This window comes from Halorubrum persicum, assembly GCF_002727125.1.
GTDB classification, from domain to species: domain Archaea; phylum Halobacteriota; class Halobacteria; order Halobacteriales; family Haloferacaceae; genus Halorubrum; species Halorubrum persicum.
The window spans coordinates 1-15,149 of the sequence record NZ_NHOA01000114.1 but is presented as its reverse complement, the minus strand read 5'-3'; the positions used below and the strand labels follow the sequence as shown (position 1 = coordinate 15,149).

Annotated in this window: 14 protein-coding genes, 1 tRNA gene and 1 pseudogene; 11 read left to right on the top strand and 5 right to left on the bottom strand. The window is 70.7% G+C overall.

Annotation, left to right across the window (positions count from 1 at the left end):
* The 3 genes from DJ69_RS13140 to DJ69_RS13130 form a co-directional block, all read left to right on the top strand.
* Window positions 1–529 (top strand): endonuclease V (locus DJ69_RS13140; protein WP_144050447.1); only part of this gene is annotated, 529 nt, incomplete at its 5' end.
* Between the two features lie 123 nt (window positions 530–652).
* Complete coding sequence (locus DJ69_RS13135; RefSeq protein ID WP_012659832.1) at window positions 653–925, top strand: DUF7385 family protein; 273 nt, start codon at window positions 653–655, stop codon at window positions 923–925.
* Window positions 926–1,048: 123 nt separating this feature from the next.
* The gene (locus DJ69_RS13130) at window positions 1,049–1,312 is read left to right on the top strand and encodes a bZIP transcription factor (RefSeq protein ID WP_099256021.1); all 264 of its coding nucleotides are present in this window, start codon (window positions 1,049–1,051) and stop codon (window positions 1,310–1,312) included.
* Between the two features lie 49 nt (window positions 1,313–1,361).
* Here DJ69_RS13130 and DJ69_RS13125 read toward each other — a convergent pair whose 3' ends face one another.
* Window positions 1,362–2,627: an MBL fold metallo-hydrolase gene (locus DJ69_RS13125; RefSeq protein WP_099256020.1), complete on the bottom strand. Its 1,266-nt coding sequence runs from the start codon at window positions 2,625–2,627 to the stop codon at window positions 1,362–1,364.
* A gap of 114 nt (window positions 2,628–2,741) precedes the next feature.
* Here DJ69_RS13125 and DJ69_RS13120 point away from each other — a divergent pair, with 114 nt between their 5' ends.
* The 5 genes from DJ69_RS13120 (at window position 2,742) to mfnA (ending at window position 8,687) form a co-directional block, all read left to right on the top strand.
* A complete protein-coding gene (locus DJ69_RS13120) occupies window positions 2,742–3,509 on the top strand; it encodes a nucleotide-binding protein (protein WP_099256019.1) in 768 nt (255 codons plus the stop codon).
* Window positions 3,506–4,096: a hypothetical protein gene (locus DJ69_RS13115; RefSeq protein ID WP_099256018.1), complete on the top strand. Its 591-nt coding sequence runs from the start codon at window positions 3,506–3,508 to the stop codon at window positions 4,094–4,096. The genes DJ69_RS13120 and DJ69_RS13115 overlap by 4 nt, the downstream gene beginning before the upstream one ends.
* A gap of 137 nt (window positions 4,097–4,233) precedes the next feature.
* Window positions 4,234–4,863, top strand: a complete 630-nt coding sequence (locus DJ69_RS13110) for a hypothetical protein (RefSeq protein ID WP_099256017.1) — start codon at window positions 4,234–4,236, stop codon at window positions 4,861–4,863.
* Window positions 4,864–5,209: 346 nt separating this feature from the next.
* Window positions 5,210–7,540: a phosphoenolpyruvate synthase gene (ppsA, locus tag DJ69_RS13105; RefSeq protein WP_099256016.1), complete on the top strand. Its 2,331-nt coding sequence runs from the start codon at window positions 5,210–5,212 to the stop codon at window positions 7,538–7,540.
* Between the two features lie 79 nt (window positions 7,541–7,619).
* A complete protein-coding gene (gene mfnA, locus DJ69_RS13100; RefSeq protein ID WP_099256015.1) occupies window positions 7,620–8,687 on the top strand; it encodes a tyrosine decarboxylase MfnA in 1,068 nt (355 codons plus the stop codon).
* A gap of 73 nt (window positions 8,688–8,760) precedes the next feature.
* Here the strand turns inward: mfnA and DJ69_RS13095 are convergent, their stop codons facing one another.
* Entirely contained in the window at window positions 8,761–10,926 is a 2,166-nt protein-coding gene (locus DJ69_RS13095) for a hybrid sensor histidine kinase/response regulator (RefSeq protein ID WP_099256014.1), read from the bottom strand.
* Window positions 10,927–11,114: 188 nt separating this feature from the next.
* Between DJ69_RS13095 and DJ69_RS13090 the strand changes: the two genes are divergently transcribed.
* The gene (locus DJ69_RS13090; RefSeq protein WP_099256013.1) at window positions 11,115–11,777 is read left to right on the top strand and encodes a Dna2/Cas4 domain-containing protein; all 663 of its coding nucleotides are present in this window, start codon (window positions 11,115–11,117) and stop codon (window positions 11,775–11,777) included.
* A gap of 41 nt (window positions 11,778–11,818) precedes the next feature.
* Here DJ69_RS13090 and DJ69_RS13085 read toward each other — a convergent pair whose 3' ends face one another.
* On the bottom strand, window positions 11,819–12,307 hold the full coding sequence (locus tag DJ69_RS13085; RefSeq protein WP_099256012.1) for a cupin domain-containing protein: 489 nt from the start codon (window positions 12,305–12,307) through the stop codon (window positions 11,819–11,821).
* Between the two features lie 324 nt (window positions 12,308–12,631).
* Between DJ69_RS13085 and DJ69_RS13080 the strand changes: the two genes are divergently transcribed.
* Together DJ69_RS13080 and DJ69_RS13075 are read left to right on the top strand one after the other, a co-directional pair.
* Complete coding sequence (locus DJ69_RS13080; protein ID WP_180271822.1) at window positions 12,632–14,179, top strand: (R)-citramalate synthase; 1,548 nt, start codon at window positions 12,632–12,634, stop codon at window positions 14,177–14,179.
* A 91-nt stretch (window positions 14,180–14,270) separates the two neighbouring features.
* Window positions 14,271–14,582, top strand: a complete 312-nt coding sequence (locus DJ69_RS13075) for a hypothetical protein (protein WP_099256010.1) — start codon at window positions 14,271–14,273, stop codon at window positions 14,580–14,582.
* A 104-nt stretch (window positions 14,583–14,686) separates the two neighbouring features.
* Here DJ69_RS13075 and DJ69_RS13070 read toward each other — a convergent pair.
* Together DJ69_RS13070 and DJ69_RS13065 are read right to left on the bottom strand one after the other, a co-directional pair.
* A tRNA-Ser gene (locus tag DJ69_RS13070) sits at window positions 14,687–14,771 on the bottom strand.
* A gap of 167 nt (window positions 14,772–14,938) precedes the next feature.
* Window positions 14,939–15,149: pseudogene (locus DJ69_RS13065) on the bottom strand (orotate phosphoribosyltransferase); the annotation flags it as partial.

The window sequence follows — 15,149 nt, the reverse complement described above, 5'->3', positions numbered from 1 at the left end:
GGAGAGGGCATCGAGCGCCGTCACGCCGCTGTCGATCCCGTACATCCCGGGCCTGCTCGCGTTCCGGGAGGGGGAGCCGATGCTGGCGGCGCTCGATGCCCTCTCCGTCGAGCCGGACCTGCTGGTGTGTGACGGCTCCGGTCGGGTCCACTTCCGAGAGGCGGGCGTCGCGACCCACGTCGGCGTCCTGCTGGACGTGCCGAGCGTCGGCGTCGCGAAGAGTCTGCTGTGCGGCGACCCCGACGAGCCGACCGACGAGCGCCCGGAGGGATGGCGGACGCCGATCCGCGCGGACGACTCGGTCGAGACGGCGGAGCCGGACGCTGCCCCCGTCATCGGTCACGCCTACCAGTCCCGTCAGTACCCGAACAGCCGGCGCGTGAACCCCCTGTACGTGAGCCCCGGCCACCGGGTGTCGCCCGCGACGACCGTCGAGCTCGTCGCGGCGCTGTGCGCGGGCTACAAGCTCCCGGAACCGACCCGGATCGCGGACGCGTACGCGGACGCCGTGAAGCGGGACGCCGCGTGAGGGCGAGGCGCCGAGGAGGAGGCGCCGAGGAGGAGGCGCCGAGCAGCGCGAAGATCAAGCGTCGTGTGCCACCAGTCGCCACAGTCAGGCGGTTTTTATACGCTGGGTCGCGAACGCGAACGCATGGGAGACGAGGAGACCGAGGGTCCGATGTCCGCAGAGGAGTTCCGATCGCTGACGGACGGTCTGGTCCGGCAGAGTTCCGGCGGCGGGACCACCGTGTACAAAAACGCCGCGGGGGTCGGCTGCCCGAACCCCGACTGCGACCGCGGCGTCTTTCAGACGCTGTTCGTCAGCGACCACGGCTGGCAGCAGATCGGCGCGACCCGCGACGGGATCGATCTGTGTCTCTGTAACACCGAGTCGAAGCGGCTCGTGTTCATCCACGACGAGTGAGTCGGGCGGCGGTAAGTCGGACGATAGCGAGTCGCGAGATAGCGAATGGGAGGACGGCGAGTCGCGCGACGGGTCGGACAGCACGGTGAGTACCTTTTTCAGGGATCGCGTACCAGCGGGCGCATGCCGCTCGCCCTCCCCATCAGCGCCGAGGATGTCGCCGATGCCCTCTTCATGTCGGTCACGACGCTCGTCGGGTTCCTCGTCGGCGGGGTCATCGGCCTCGCAGTCGGCCTGTTCGCCGGCTACGCGTACCTCGATCTCACAAGCCGCATCGCCGATCTCGAAGCGGCCGTCAACTCGCTCGTCCGGGAGCGGGACGACCTCCGCGAGCGTGTGGCGGAGTTGGAAGCCGCCCGGGACGTCGCGACCGACCGAGACGACTGATCGGACGACCGGTAAGCCCCCGACGACCGCTCGGCCGTGCGGATCGGCGTCAGTCGTCCGCCGTCGACTCCCCGCCGGCGTCGGCGGCGCACCGGTTCGGACCCAGCTCCAACTCGATCGCCGCGGTCTCGTCCGGCGGAGAGTCGACGCCGCGGTTCGCCGCGATGACGCGCTCGTAGTTCGGCGGCTTCTCCGGCAGCGTCGCCGTAATCTGCTCCACGAACGCTTCGGCGTCGAGCCCGAGCACGTCGATGTCGCGGCGCGCCGCGCCCACCGTCGTCGTCACCGGCTCGCCGGGCACGACGCCGTCGGTCGTCCCGTCGTTCGCGACCGCGAAGTGGCCGGGGCAGACGACGACGCTGTCGGGCTCCGCGAGCAGCGTTCCGTGGAGCGAGTCGTACAGCTGCGTCGCTCCGTACGCCGCGCCGTCCTCCGACGCCGGCTCCGCGTCGGCATCGTCGTCGGCGCCGAACTGCAGCTCCGTGCGGCCGACGCTGTCGGTGAACAGCGTGTCGCCGGTGAGGACCGCCGACCGGCCGATCAGGTAGCTCGCCATGTCGGAGGTGTGGCCGGGCGTCGCGAGCGCTTTCACGCTGACGCCGCCGACGTCCAGCGTCTCGTTTCGCGAAAGCGGCTCGAACGCGTACGCCACGTCGCGCTCGGCGGCCGCCGCCGGGAGGTAGTAGGGCACGTCGAGCGCGTCCGCGAGGTCGCGACCCCCGGAGAGGTGGTCGGCGTGGACGTGGGTGTCGAGCACCGCGGCGATCGCGGCGTCGTGTGCCGCGGCCGCCTCCCGCCACTCCTCGCCGTGGCGTGAGACGTCGACAGCGATGGCGACGCGGTCGGAGTCATCGGCGGTCTGCCCTGCGTCGGCCGCTTTCCCGCCCACAACGAGGTAGCCGAGACACCCCTTCGCGCGCCGCTGGATCTGGACGATGTCGAGCGGGTCGTCCCCCGCGTCGGGGAGGGGGACCGCGGCCCGGTCGTACACGCTCGACCAGCCGCGCATCCCGTCGGCGACGACCGCGATGTCGTCGTACCCCGCGGCCTCCAGCTCCGCGGCGAAGTCGAGCGAGGCCTTCCCCTTCGCGCAGGTCGTCACGATCGCGTCGTCGGGCTCGAGGCCGGTTTCGGCCTCGAAGTCGTCGACGTCGAACTCGTGGAACGGCTTGTAGAAGTAGTGGATCGAGTCGGCGATCCGCCAGCTCTCGTAGCTCTCGCGGGGACGCGTGTCGACGAGCGCGAACGTCCGTTCGCCGCGCCGGCGCTCGTCGATCCTGTCGCGGAACGCGTCCGCGTCGATGACGGTGGGCATAGGCCACGGTTGGTGCCGAGCGGCAAAACGCTGTCCGGTGGATCCGAGCCGAAGCGACGGCGTCGGGCGCCCGTGATGAACAGGTTTTAGCCCGGCGACCTGACACATCGGCGCATGGTCGAGGCGTTCGCGGTCGCCAGCGGGAAGGGCGGCACGGGGAAGACGACGAGCACGCTCGCGCTGGGGATGGCGCTCGCCGAGGAGCACGACGTCACCGTCGTCGACGCCGACACGGGGATGGCGAACCTGCTGTTCCACGCCGGGCTCGACGACGCGGCGGTCACCCTCCACGACCTCCTCGTGGAGGGGACCGCAACGGACGTGTCGGAGGCGACGTACGACCGGTTCGGACTGAGCGTCGTCCCCTGTGGCACGTCGCTCGCGGGCTTCGAGGCGGCCGAGCCGGGCCGGCTCCGCGAGGTCGTCGCCGACCTCGCCGGCGACGCCGACGTGCTGCTGCTTGACTCGCCGGCCGCGCTCGGCTCGAAGTCGGCGGTGCTCCCGGTCGTCCTCGCCGACCGCGTCGTCGTCGTCGTCGAACCGACGATCCCCGCGCTCTCTGACGGGCTGAAGGTCCAGGAGTACGCCCGCTCGTACGGGACGGAGACCGCCGGCGTGCTGTTCAACAAGGTCCGCGGCGACGCGGCCGACGTGGCCGAGCAGGCCGAGCGGCGGTTCGGCGGCCCCGTTCTCGCCAACGTCCCCGAAAGCGGCGCCGTCAGGGCCGCGAGGCGCGCCGGGAAGCCCCTGCTCGCGCACGCCCCGGAGAGCGAGCCGGCCGCCCGCTACCGGCGGGCCGCGGCTCGGCTCGAGGTTCGCGACGGGGACGAGGGGAGCGTCGCCGACCGCTTCCGGAGCGCGGTCGTCCCCGACACGCCATGACCGGGACCGCGGAGTCGCCGGCGCTGCGGATCCCCCGCGGGGATCTGTTGCGGTCGCGCGTCGTCACCGACGTCGGCACGGCGCTCGGCCGCGCGCTCGATCGAGAGCTGACCGGCTACGCGACTCTCGTGCCACAGGAGACGCTCCTGCTGGAGGGGGACGCCCGCGGCGTCGTCACCTTCGCCGACGGGGTCCCCGTGCTCGCGTACAACACGGTGAGCGACAGCGGGGGTCCGGACGCGCTCGCCGAGCTCGCGGTCCCCGGACCCTACCGCGTCGAGCTGTACGCGGTCGAGGACGGCGCGCTCGACACCGCCCACGAGGAGGAGGCGCTCCGCGTCCCTCCGGGCGCCGCGGCGACCGAGCTCGCCGACGACCAGGCGCTCGCCGACCGCACCCGCGACGCGGCCCCCGACCATCGGCTGGACGCCGACCGCGACGACGACGGCGACGCGGTCGCGGCGTTCCTCGAAGACGACGAGCGGATCGAGGCGATCCGCGAACAGGCGCGCTCGGAGGCGGCGGAGCGGGCGTCCGAGTGGGGGCTCGACGACGCGCTGGCCGACGGGGGCGAGTTCGACGACTGAACCGCCACAGCAGTTAGGGTTCTGCGCCCCGTACGCCGAGTATCACCGTCCTCCGTCTCCTCCGCCTGACGTCGCCGACCGACTTCGCCGACTGGTACGCCGCGAGCCGCGCGTACACCCGCCACGTCGCCGAGGGGATGGGGTTCGAGGGCGCGGACGCGCTCGACGGCTCGCGGGTCGCGACCGAGCTCCGCGACGATCCGTCGGCCCTGTCGCCCGCGGCGGCGCGCTCCGTCGCGGCGACGCTGCTCGCCGACGGCCGGTTCTCCGAGCCGTACTGCGAGTGGCTCCCGCTGTGGTACGAGACCGCCCTGATCGCACCGGTCCGGTACGGAGAGTGGCGGCTCCGGCGGGTCGCCGCCGCGGTCGCGGACGCCGCGAACGTGACCGTAACCGCGCCGCAGTTCTCCCGCGCGCAGGACGTGACCATCGACGGTAGGCCGGCGCTCGAGCGGGTCTCTGGCTTCCGCGACCGGTTCCTCCTCGCCGACGCGCTGTTGCACGTGGAGTGGTTCGAACACGCCGCGGCCGCCGACGGTATCGAGGTTCCGTCGGGGCTCGTCGAGCGGACCCGCGAGGAGTCGCTGTCGTACTACGGCGGCGACCGCGACCGCCTCTCCGAGCCGGTGCGGCGGTTCCAGCGGCTGCTGTTCGCCGACGACGCGTGGGTCCGACGGGTTGACGAGAGCTACGGGCTCGACAGCGGCCTGTTCGGGCTCTGGGAGCGGCTCCTCCGCGCGGAGCGGGAGCGGCTCGCGTCGGCGTGACCGTTCCGGAGCAACGGGACCGCGCGAACGGCAGCGGTCGCTCGACGACAGCTGTTACAACTCCTGTAACATGTGTTAGGTCCCGTGTTCGGATCGGGAGGTAAGTATTCGAGTGGATGGACCGTAGCCGGGTGTACGAGCCGTCGATCGGTTCGTCGTTCCCCGGAACGCTTCGGCCCTCTACCACGTTTCCCGTTCCGTGTCCGTCACGGGCATCGACCAGCGGCGGCCGCCCGGGACGCGCGGTTCGCACCGATGCGATCACTCGACAGCGAGTAATCTTTTATTCACAGTTACTCAGTCCGGAAGCTTCATACGTCGGCTCACGGATCCTCCGAGCACACGAATGGCAGTACTCTGGCTCGAGGATGTCGACGCCGACGACGTCGGGACCGTCGGCGGGAAGGCGGCTTCGCTCGGTGAACTCATCGGCGCGGGGCTCCCGGTCCCCCCGGGGTTCACCGTCACTGCGGGCACGTACCGTACCTTTATCGAAGAGGCGGAAATCGACGAGGAACTGTTCGCCGCGGTCGACGTCGATCCAGAGGACTCCGCCGCGCTCCGCGAAGCCGAGGAGACGGCGGCGGAGCTGATCCTCGAGACGCCGCTTCCCGACGACGTTCGCGAGGAGATCGTCGAGAGATACCGAGCGATGGGCGAGGACGGCGAGGAGGCGTTCGTCGCGGTGCGCTCGTCGGCGACCGCCGAGGACCTCCCGGACTCCTCCTTCGCCGGTCAGCAGGAGACCTTCCTCAACGTCCGCGAACAGGACCTGATCCGGCGGGTGAAGGAGTGCTGGGCGTCGCTTTTCACCCAGCGGGCGATCTACTACCGACAGCAGCGGGGGTTCCCGCACGCCGAGGTCGACATCGCGGTCGTCGTCCAGCGGATGGTCGACGCCGAGAAGTCGGGCGTCATGTTCACCAGCCACCCCTCGACCGGCGACCCGCAGATCACGATCGAGGCCGCGTGGGGGCTCGGCGAGGCGGTCGTCTCGGGCACGGTGTCACCGGACAACTACGTGTACGACCGTGACCGGGGTACCGTCGACGAGGTGACCGTCGCGGACAAGAAGGTCGAGATGGTCAAGGACGCGGAGACGGGCGAGACCGTCACGCTGGACGTCGACGACGACCGCCGGAACAGCCGGGTGCTCTCGGACGCGGAGATCGAGGAGCTCGTCGGACTCGGCGAGCGCGTCGAGGACCACTACGGGACGCCGCAAGACGTGGAGTGGGCGATTTACGACGGCGAGATCTACATGCTGCAGTCCCGACCGATCACGACGATCCAGGAGTCGGAAGGGGGCGCCGACGGGGCGGAAGCCGACAGGGACGGTGACTCCGCCGGCGACGGGAGATCGGGCCAAGCGGGCGTCGCCAACGACGATGACGACGCCGACGTGCTCGTCGACGGCCTCGGCGCCAGCCCGGGCGTCGTCTCCGGGACCGTTCGGATCGTCCACAAGCTCGACCACCTCGACCAGGTGCAGGAGGGCGACGTGATGGTCACCGAGATGACGATGCCGGACATGGTCCCCGCGATGAAGCGGGCCGCCGGAATCGTCACGGACGAGGGGGGAATGACGAGCCACGCCGCGATCATCTCCCGGGAGCTCGGCGTCCCCGCGGTCGTCGGTACCGGGAACGGAACGCGGCTCCTGAACGACGGGCAGAGCGTCACGCTCGACGGCGACAAGGGGACCGTCCGCGCCGGCACCGACGAGGAGGCCGAGGCCGGCGAGGAGTTCGAGCCGGTGGAGGCCGCGCGGCCGGAGACCCCCGTCAAGCCGATGACGGCGACGGAGGTGAAGGTGAACGTCTCGATCCCGGAGGCGGCCGAGCGCGCCGCCGCGACGGGCGCGGACGGCGTCGGACTGCTCCGGATCGAACACATGGTGCTGTCGCTCGGGAAGACGCCCGAGAAGTACATCGCCGACCACGGCGCCCGCGCCTACCAGGACGAACTCATCGAGGGCGTCCGGCGGGTCGCCGACGAGTTCTACCCCCGACCGGTCAGGGTCCGGACCATCGACGCCCCGACCGACGAGTTCCGAGAGCTCGAGGGCGGCGGCGGCGAGCCCGCCGAGCACAACCCGATGCTCGGCTGGCGCGGGATCCGCCGGAGCCTCGACAAGCCCGAGCCGTTCCGCCAAGAGCTCGCGGCGTTCGCGCGGCTCTACGAGATGGGGTACGACAACCTGGAGGTGATGTTCCCCCTCGTCAACGACGCGAGCGACATCGAGGGGATCAAAAGGCACATGCGCGACACCGGGATCGACCCCGAGACGCACCGGTGGGGCGTGATGATCGAGACGCCGGCGAGCGCGCTGCAGATCGAGGAGCTGGCGGCCGCCGGGATCGACTTCGCCTCCTTCGGGACGAACGACCTCACGCAGTACACACTGGCGGTCGACCGCAACAACGAGCACGTGGCCGACCGGTTCGACGAGCTCCACCCGGCGGTGTTACAGCTCATCGGCGACACGATCGAGACGTGTCGGGAGCTGGGCGTCGACACCAGCATCTGCGGACAGGCGGGGTCGAAGCCGGAGATGGTCGAGTTCCTCGTCGAGGCGGGCGTCTCCTCCATCTCCGCGAACATCGACGCGGTGCGGGACGTACAACACGAGGTGAAGCGGACCGAACAGCGGCTCCTCCTCGATTCGGTCCGCTGACGCGGTCGCAGACCCGAGCCGCCCGGGCGGAGCGCCCGGAACGGAACGGGTAAGAGCCTCCGCGGCAAGGATTGGTCGAATGCAGCAGCCCGAGCCGCAGTCGTTCGACCGGGTGCTCTCTTCGATGTGTACCGAGCCGCATCCCGCGGCTCGGGAGGCGGCGGAGCGGTTCCTCGCGACGAATCCGGGCGACCCGGCCACGTACGAGACGGTCGCGTCGCTGGAAGAGCGCGCGGTCGAACTGCTCGCGACGCTGGCGGACCACCCGACGCCGGCCGACGCCGCGGGATACGTCACCTCCGGCGGCACGGAGGCGAACGTCCAGGCGGTCCGGTCGGCGCGGAACCGCCACGACGCGAGCGACGTGAACGTCGTCGTCCCCGAGAGCGGCCACTTCTCGTTTCACAAGGCGGCGGAGCTGCTCGGCGTCGAGCTCCGGACGGTGCCCGTCGACGACGACTTCCGGACGCGGACGGACGCCGTCGCGGCCGCCGTCGACGAGTCGACCGCGCTGGTCGTCGGCGTCGCCGGGAGCACGGAGTACGGACGGGTGGACCCGATCCCGGAACTGGCCCGGATCGCCCGCGAGGCGGGCGCGCGGATGCACGTCGACGCGGCGTGGGGCGGGTTCGTGCTCCCGTTCACCGACGCCGAGTGGGCGTTCGGCGACGCCGCCGTCGACACGCTGACGATCGACCCGCACAAGTTCGGGCAGGCGGCGGTGCCGGCCGGCGGCCTCCTCGCCCGCGACGACGCGGCGCTGGACGCGCTCGCCGTCGACACGCCCTACCTCGAGACGCGGTCGCAGGCGACGCTGACGGGGACGCGGAGCGGCGCGGGCGTCGCCGGCGCGGTCGCCGCGATGGAGGCGCTGTGGCCGGACGGCTACCGGGACGCGGTCGAGCGCGCGACCGCCAACGCCGACTGGCTCGCGGCGGCGCTCGACGCGCGCGGGTACGACGTGGTCGATCCGGAGCTGCCGCTCGTCGCCGCGGCGCTCCCCGAGCCGGAGTTCGACGCGCTCCGGGAGGCGGGGTGGAAGGTGTCGCGGACGGGACGCGGCGAGCTCCGCGTCGTCTGTATGCCCCACGTGACGCGGGAGGCGCTCAGGGCGTTCGTGGCGGACCTCGACCGGATCCAAGACTGACACCCATCGCCCCGACCGCGTCCGGGGCGGCGGACACGATCGCCGGCAGGCGCGCCGCCACAGAACGAACGCGTCAGTCTACGAACCGCACGCCGGTGATTTCGAGGCGCGCGCCGCCCGAGGAGCGCTCCGTCACCCGCACGGCCCAGCCGTGCGCTTCGGCGATCCGCCTGACGATCGAGAGCCCGAACCCGGAGCCGCCGTCAAGCGCCGAGCGGCCGCTCTCGAACGCCGCCTCAGGGTCCGCCTCGGAGGGTCCGCCCCCCGTGTCCTCGACGTAGAACCCGTCAGAGAGTCGGCCGACCCGTATCGTTGCGTCGCTGCCGCCGTGTTCGACGCCGTTCCGCAGCACGTTCTCCAGCAGTTGCCGGAGCCGGCTTCGGTCGGCTCGGATCCTGCCGTCGAGCGTCACGTCGAGCGTCGCATCCGCCGCCGCCACGTGTGTCCAACACGCCTCGACGAACGCCGGCAACTCCACGACCTCGACGTCTCGGACCTCCCGCCCCTCACGCGACAGCGTCAACAGATCCTCGATGAGCGTGTCCATCCGCTCGTGCGCTCGGGCGACCGCATCGAGGTGTGGGCTGTCGCAGTCGTCCCGCGCGAGCTCCACGTGTCCTTCGGCGATGCTCAGCGGATTCCGGAGGTCGTGGGAAACCACACTCGAGAACTCGTCGAGGCGGTCGTTCTGCCGTTCCAGTGTCTCCTCGTACTGTTTCCGATCGGTTATGTCTTGGACCGCCCCGCGCAGCGTCACGACCTCGCCGTCCTCCAGTTCGGGCTTCCCTTGGACGCGGAGCCACCGAACGCTGTCGTCCGGCGTCCGAAACCGGGCCTCGACGTCGAACGGCTCGCCGCTCGAGAGCGCCTCGTCGACCGCGTTCGCAACGAGCGGGCGGTCCGCCTCGTGGTAGAGGTCGAGGGCGTCCTCCAGCGGGGGCTCCTCCTCGTACGCACCTCCCAAGAGGTCGAAGAGGTGGTCGGTCCAGGACACCTCCATCGTCTCCGTGTCGATCTCCCACCCGCCGACATCGGCGATGCGTTCGGTCTTTTCGAGGAGGTCCCGCACCCGCTCGATCTCCCGCTCACGGGCCCTCCGCCCGGATAAGTCGCGTCCGATACCGACTAAGCCGGCGATCTGCCCGTCGGAATCGGTCAGGCGAGCGCCGGTGAACTCGTAGGGGAGGTGCGACCCGTCCGCGGTGGCGAACTCCGCCTGCACCGTCGCTCTCCCCGTCTCGATCACCTCGCGGATCGAGTCGAGTACGCGTTCGGCGTCGTCGTCGCTGAAGAACTCGGCGACGTGCATCTCCGCGATCTCGGCGTCCGAATACCCCGTCACGTCACGCAGGCTGTTGTTCCACCGCCGGAGCGAGCCGTCCGTGTCGACGACGTAGAACGTGTCATCGAGGGTGTCGAGCGCCTGGTTGATGAACGCCTGCTCTTCGTCGAGCGCTTGCTGCCGGCGTCGCTGTTCGGTGATCTCCTTCGCGGAGACGATCAGTGAGACGACGCTTCCGTCGTCGTCCGTCACGGGGCGTAGCGTTCCGGTGATGCTGTACGGATCGCCGTTTGGCCGCGTGAGGTCCGCGTCGAACGACACGTACTCACCGGCCGCTGCGCGTTCGACCCAGCCTTCGACGTCGTATCCGCTCGCGTCGTCCCACCACGGAGTCCGCCAGAACGGGTCGCCGACGATCTCCTCGTGGTCGGGCCCGATGAACTCCATGGCAGTGTGATTGATCTGTTCGACGCGGCCACCGGCGTCCAAGATGCCGACGAGCACCTGGGGGTCCTCGAAGACGGCCTCGAAGCGACGCTCGTTTTCTTTCTGCTCTCTGAGCGCGCGGCGCCGGCTGACGGCGTTTCTGATGCGGTTGGAGAGGATCGTGTACTGACTGGTGCCGGCTTTCTTCTGGAGGTAGTCGGTGACGCCGGCGGTGATCGCGTGACTGGCGATCTGCTCGCTTCCCCTGCCGGTGAACAGGATGAACGGCAAGTCGGGATGGTCCTCACGGACGGCTTCGAGGAACTCGACGCCCGTCCGATCGGGCATCTCGTAATCGGAGACGATACAGTCGATGTCGGTGTCGCCGAGCCGGGCGAGCCCCTCCTCCGTCGTCGTCGCCGTGTGGACCACGAAGCGGTCATCCTCGCGTTCGAGGAACCGCGCGACCATCTCTGCGAAGTTGGGCTCGTCATCGACGTGGAGTATCTGAATCGGTGTGGAGGTATTCATAGGAAATGATCGACGGTGATAAATCGGGTTGTATGGCGTATGAGACGGCTGGCGGACTAATATGTCGTGGTTGCTTCAGTGTCATTTTGGCGCGAGACTCGACCGCACATCGCACCACGGCTCGCCCGCCGGACACCGCCTCCGCGAGAGGCCCCCCGCTTTTCACCGGTGCCGCAGCAACCCCCGCCGTGACGCCCTTCAGCGACCTCGCCCGGGCCGCTTACTGCCCCCGACAGCTCTACTACGCGCGCCGTGAGAACGATCCGGACGTTCCCGACGAGGCGCGAGCGCGGATCGACCTCGCCTTCCGGTATCCGGCGCTCGCCGACGCGCCGGACGCGACGCTCCGTCGGCTCCCGATCCGCCGGTCGCCGGCCGCGTACCGCCGGAACCTCTCGCGGCTCCGGGAGCGCGACGACTACGCCGCACTCGTCGATCCGACCCACGAGCGCGTCTTTCGGGCCGGCAAGGAGTGTCGCGGAACGGTCCACAAGGTGCTCGCGGGGGGAGCGGCGGGCGAGCCGCCGGTCCCCGCGGTCGTCTCACCGGGCGAGCCGCCGGAGAACGGCGTCTGGGAGCCGCAGGCGGTCAAGGCCGTCGCCGTCGCCAAGGCGGTCGCGTGGGAGCGCGAGCGCGAGATCCCGCGCGCGCTCGTCGAATACCCGAGCGTCGGGACCGTCCGCGAGGTCCGGCTCACCACGCGAAAGAAGGCCGCCTATCGGCGGGCGCTGCGGGCCGCCCGCGCGATCGACGGCCCGCCGTCGCGCGTCGACGACGACCGATGTTCCGCCTGCGAGTACCGGGAGCGGTGCGGCACCGGTCGGCGGACGCTCCGGTCGCTACTCGGGTGAGTCGGCCGTCGAGACAAGCCCGCACGCGCCGGTGACGCCGGCTACGGCGAGAAGGTGGACCCGCACTCGGTGCAGGTGAACCGGAACCGTCCCTCGTCGGTCAGCTCGGTCGCGTGGGGGAGCTCCTCGCCGCACTCGCGACACTCGATCAGCGACTCGATCTGGTCCCAGTCGTGGCGCGCGCCGGGGGCGCCGAACGCCCACGCGACGACCTCCTCCTCGGCGTCCTCGCGCACGAAGCCGGACTGGAACTCTCCCGGCGCGAACCGGATCAGCTCGCCGGCCTCGACGTCGACCCGCTCGCGCTCGCGGCCCACTTCGAAGGTGGCGGTTCCCGAGAGCACGTAGAAGATCTCCTCCTGATCGCCGTGGGTGTGGAGCCCGCCCGAGAAGGCGTCGCCGGGAGCGAGCTCGAAGTAGTTCATCGCGACGTGGTCGGCGCCGAGCGCCTTGGAGACCGGCTTTCGCACGTCGTGGACGCCCATCGGGTTCGTGACGACGTCGACGTCGTCGACCGCGGTTTTCCGCATACACGCTCGTCCGACGGGAGCCGTATAACCGTGTCCCCGCCGTCGGCACATGGTCTCAGGGGTGGGCCGGTCGTCAGAAGGGGACCGCCCGAATGCACCGCAGCGGTCGCTCCGGTCAACGCTGTCACGACCCGACGATTTTATCTGTGTGTGACGCGTCAGCACGGATACGAATGACACGAGACGATCGTGATCGTTCGGGGGATAGAGGAAGTCGCCTCACGGCGGCTGGCCGCGAAATTCTCCGACGATAACGACACCGGGGCACGACCGCCCCGCGGCGGCACCGACCCTGAACCCACCGAGGAGCCGACGGATTTCCTTTTGACCCGAACACAACTCACCACACTCGACGAGGTACAGCTGCTAGACACCACCCTGCGCGACGGCGAGCAGATGCCGGGCGTTTCCCTGACGCCGGGCGAGAAGGTCGACATCGCTCGCGAGCTCGACGCGGCCGGGATGCACCTGATCGAGGCCGGCTCGGCGTGCACCTCGGAGGGCGAGCGCGAGGCGATCCGCCGGGTGGCCGACGAGGGGCTCGACGCGACCGTGACGAGCTTCGCCCGCGGCGTGAAGCGGGACGTCGACCACGCGCTCGACTGCGGCGTCGACGGGATCAACCTCGTCGTTCCCGCCTCGGACAAACACGTCGAGACGAAGGTCGGATCGACCCGCGACGACGTGGTCGAGACGACGGTCGAGCTCGTCGAGTACGCCAAAGACCACGGGCTGTGGGTCGAGGTGCTCGGCGAGGACGGCTCCCGCGCCGACCTCGACTACCTCGAACGCCTGCTCGGCGCGGGGCTCGACGCCGGCGCCGACCGGATCTGCTACTGCGACACCGTCGGCGCGGCCGACCCGGAGCGCACCGCCGAGGTCGTCTCCCGGCTCGCCGACCGAGGGCCCACGAGCCTCCACACCCACGACGACCTCGGCTTCGGCGTGGCGAACGTCCACGCCGGCCTGAAGGCGGGCGCCGACACCGTCCACGGGACCGTCATGGGCGTCGGCGAGCGCGCCGGCAACGTCGCCTTAGAGGAGGTCGCCATCGCGCTCGATCAGTCGTACGACATCGACACCGTCGAACTGGAGCGGCTTTACCGGCTCTGTCGGACCGTGAGCGACGCGACCGGCGTCGCGCTCCCGCCGAACAAGGCGGTCTGCGGCGCCAACGCCTTCGCCCACGAGTCGGGGATCCACACCGACGGGACCCTGAAGGACGGGACGATGTACGAGCCGTACCCGCCGGAGACGGTGGGGCGAGAGCGACGGCTCGTCCTCGGTAAACACGCCGGGCGCGCCGGCGTCAAGGCCGCGCTCGCCGAGCACGACGTGGCGGTCGACGACGACGAGCTGAGCGAGGTCGTAAGTCGCGTGAAGGAGCTCGGCGACCGCGGGAAGCGCGTCACCGACGCCGACCTCCTCGCGATCACCGAAGACGTGCAGGGCCGCGAGCGCGACCGCCACGTCGAGCTCGTCGACCTGTCGGCGACCTCCGGCGGGAACCTCCCGACGGCCTCGGTCCGGCTCCGCGTCGGCGACGACGAGCGCGTCGCCTCCGGCACCGGGTCCGGCCCGGTCGACGCCGGACTGGAGGCGGTTCGGGCCGCGCTCTCCGGGGACCACGCGGGGGAAGGCGTCGCCTTCGAGCTCGACTCCTACCACGTCGACGCGATCACGGGCGGGACCGACGCGGTCGTCACCGTCGAGGTCGACCTCTCGCGCGGCGACCGGTCCGTGAGCGTCTCATCGACCGACGCCGACATCACGCGAGCCAGCGTCGTCGCGATGGTCGACGGGCTCGACCGACTGCTCTCCGCCGCCGAGGACGGGTCCACGCCGGACGCGGCCTCGCTCGCCGACGACTGACGCGGAGACACCGAGGCCGGTCCGCCGCCCGCGGCGACGTGAGCGGCGGCGTCTGACGAGGTTTTTAAGCGATGCCGCCCGAACGGCGGTCGTGAGCGTCGTCGTCGCGGTGAAACCCTCCGCCCGGAAGCGCAACGCGAAGGTCGGCCGCCTCGTCTTCGAGGACGGCCCCCGTCACGCGTTCGAGAGCCGCGCGGCCGCCGAGCGCTGGGCCGACGATCTCTCGGCGGGCGACGGCCACGTCTGGGTCGCGAGCGCGCACCCGCGCGACGGCGACGACGCCGACCTGTACCTCGTCTCGCGGGCGACCAACGCGAAGCTCGAGGCCGCCTACGACAAGCGCCGGCGGCGGCTCCGCGGCGACGCACCGCCCGAGCAGGAGTCGCTGGGCGGGGAGCCGTAACCGGTCGAACGTCGGGGCGCTCGGGCCCATCGATATCGGGTGGCGAGTCCCGTCGACGGGGCCGGGAGAAACCGGCCGCTACCGAGTCGAGCGTCCGGAAGAAGCGCCGAGGCGGAGATTTGAACTCCGGTGTCCGAATGGACAGTAGATTTCGAATCTACCGCCTTGGCCAGGCTAGGCTACCTCGGCTCATTCTTCGGTTGGCCGGTTCCGCTGTTATGCGTTTCGATCGCCGACGGAGGGGTCGGGATCGGCGGGCGGTCTCAGCCGCCCGGTCGACTCGGACCGCGACTGCCTCGGCGGGTCGCGCCGCCGACGGCTGACGCGACCGAGGTGATTTCGGGTGCGGACCCCGGCTACTCCGCGTCTCGCTCCGCGAGCAGCTCGGTCGCCGTGAGCAGCGACTCCAGTTCGATGTCGTGGTCGGCCAGTCGCTCCCCGGCGCCCTCCTCGCGGTCGACGACCACGAGCACGCGGTTCACCGTCGCACCCGCCTCGCGGAGCGCTTCGACGGCGTCGACCGCGGACTGCCCGGTCGTGGCGATATCCTCGATCACGACGACCTCC

What these genes read in the sequence shown, in the direction of transcription:
- DJ69_RS13135 (WP_012659832.1), top strand. Translation starts at nt 653, where the DNA reads ATGGGAGACGAGGAGACCGAGGGTCCGATGTCCGCAGAGGAGTTCCGA.
- DJ69_RS13130 (WP_099256021.1), top strand. Translation starts at nt 1,049, where the DNA reads ATGCCGCTCGCCCTCCCCATCAGCGCCGAGGATGTCGCCGATGCCCTC.
- DJ69_RS13125 (WP_099256020.1), bottom strand. Translation starts at nt 2,627, where the DNA reads ATGCCCACCGTCATCGACGCGGACGCGTTCCGCGACAGGATCGACGAG.
- DJ69_RS13120 (WP_099256019.1), top strand. Translation starts at nt 2,742, where the DNA reads ATGGTCGAGGCGTTCGCGGTCGCCAGCGGGAAGGGCGGCACGGGGAAG.
- DJ69_RS13115 (WP_099256018.1), top strand. Translation starts at nt 3,506, where the DNA reads ATGACCGGGACCGCGGAGTCGCCGGCGCTGCGGATCCCCCGCGGGGAT.
- DJ69_RS13110 (WP_099256017.1), top strand. Translation starts at nt 4,234, where the DNA reads ATGGGGTTCGAGGGCGCGGACGCGCTCGACGGCTCGCGGGTCGCGACC.
- ppsA (WP_099256016.1), top strand. Translation starts at nt 5,210, where the DNA reads ATGGCAGTACTCTGGCTCGAGGATGTCGACGCCGACGACGTCGGGACC.
- mfnA (WP_099256015.1), top strand. Translation starts at nt 7,620, where the DNA reads ATGCAGCAGCCCGAGCCGCAGTCGTTCGACCGGGTGCTCTCTTCGATG.
- DJ69_RS13095 (WP_099256014.1), bottom strand. Translation starts at nt 10,926, where the DNA reads ATGAATACCTCCACACCGATTCAGATACTCCACGTCGATGACGAGCCC.
- DJ69_RS13085 (WP_099256012.1), bottom strand. Translation starts at nt 12,307, where the DNA reads ATGCGGAAAACCGCGGTCGACGACGTCGACGTCGTCACGAACCCGATG.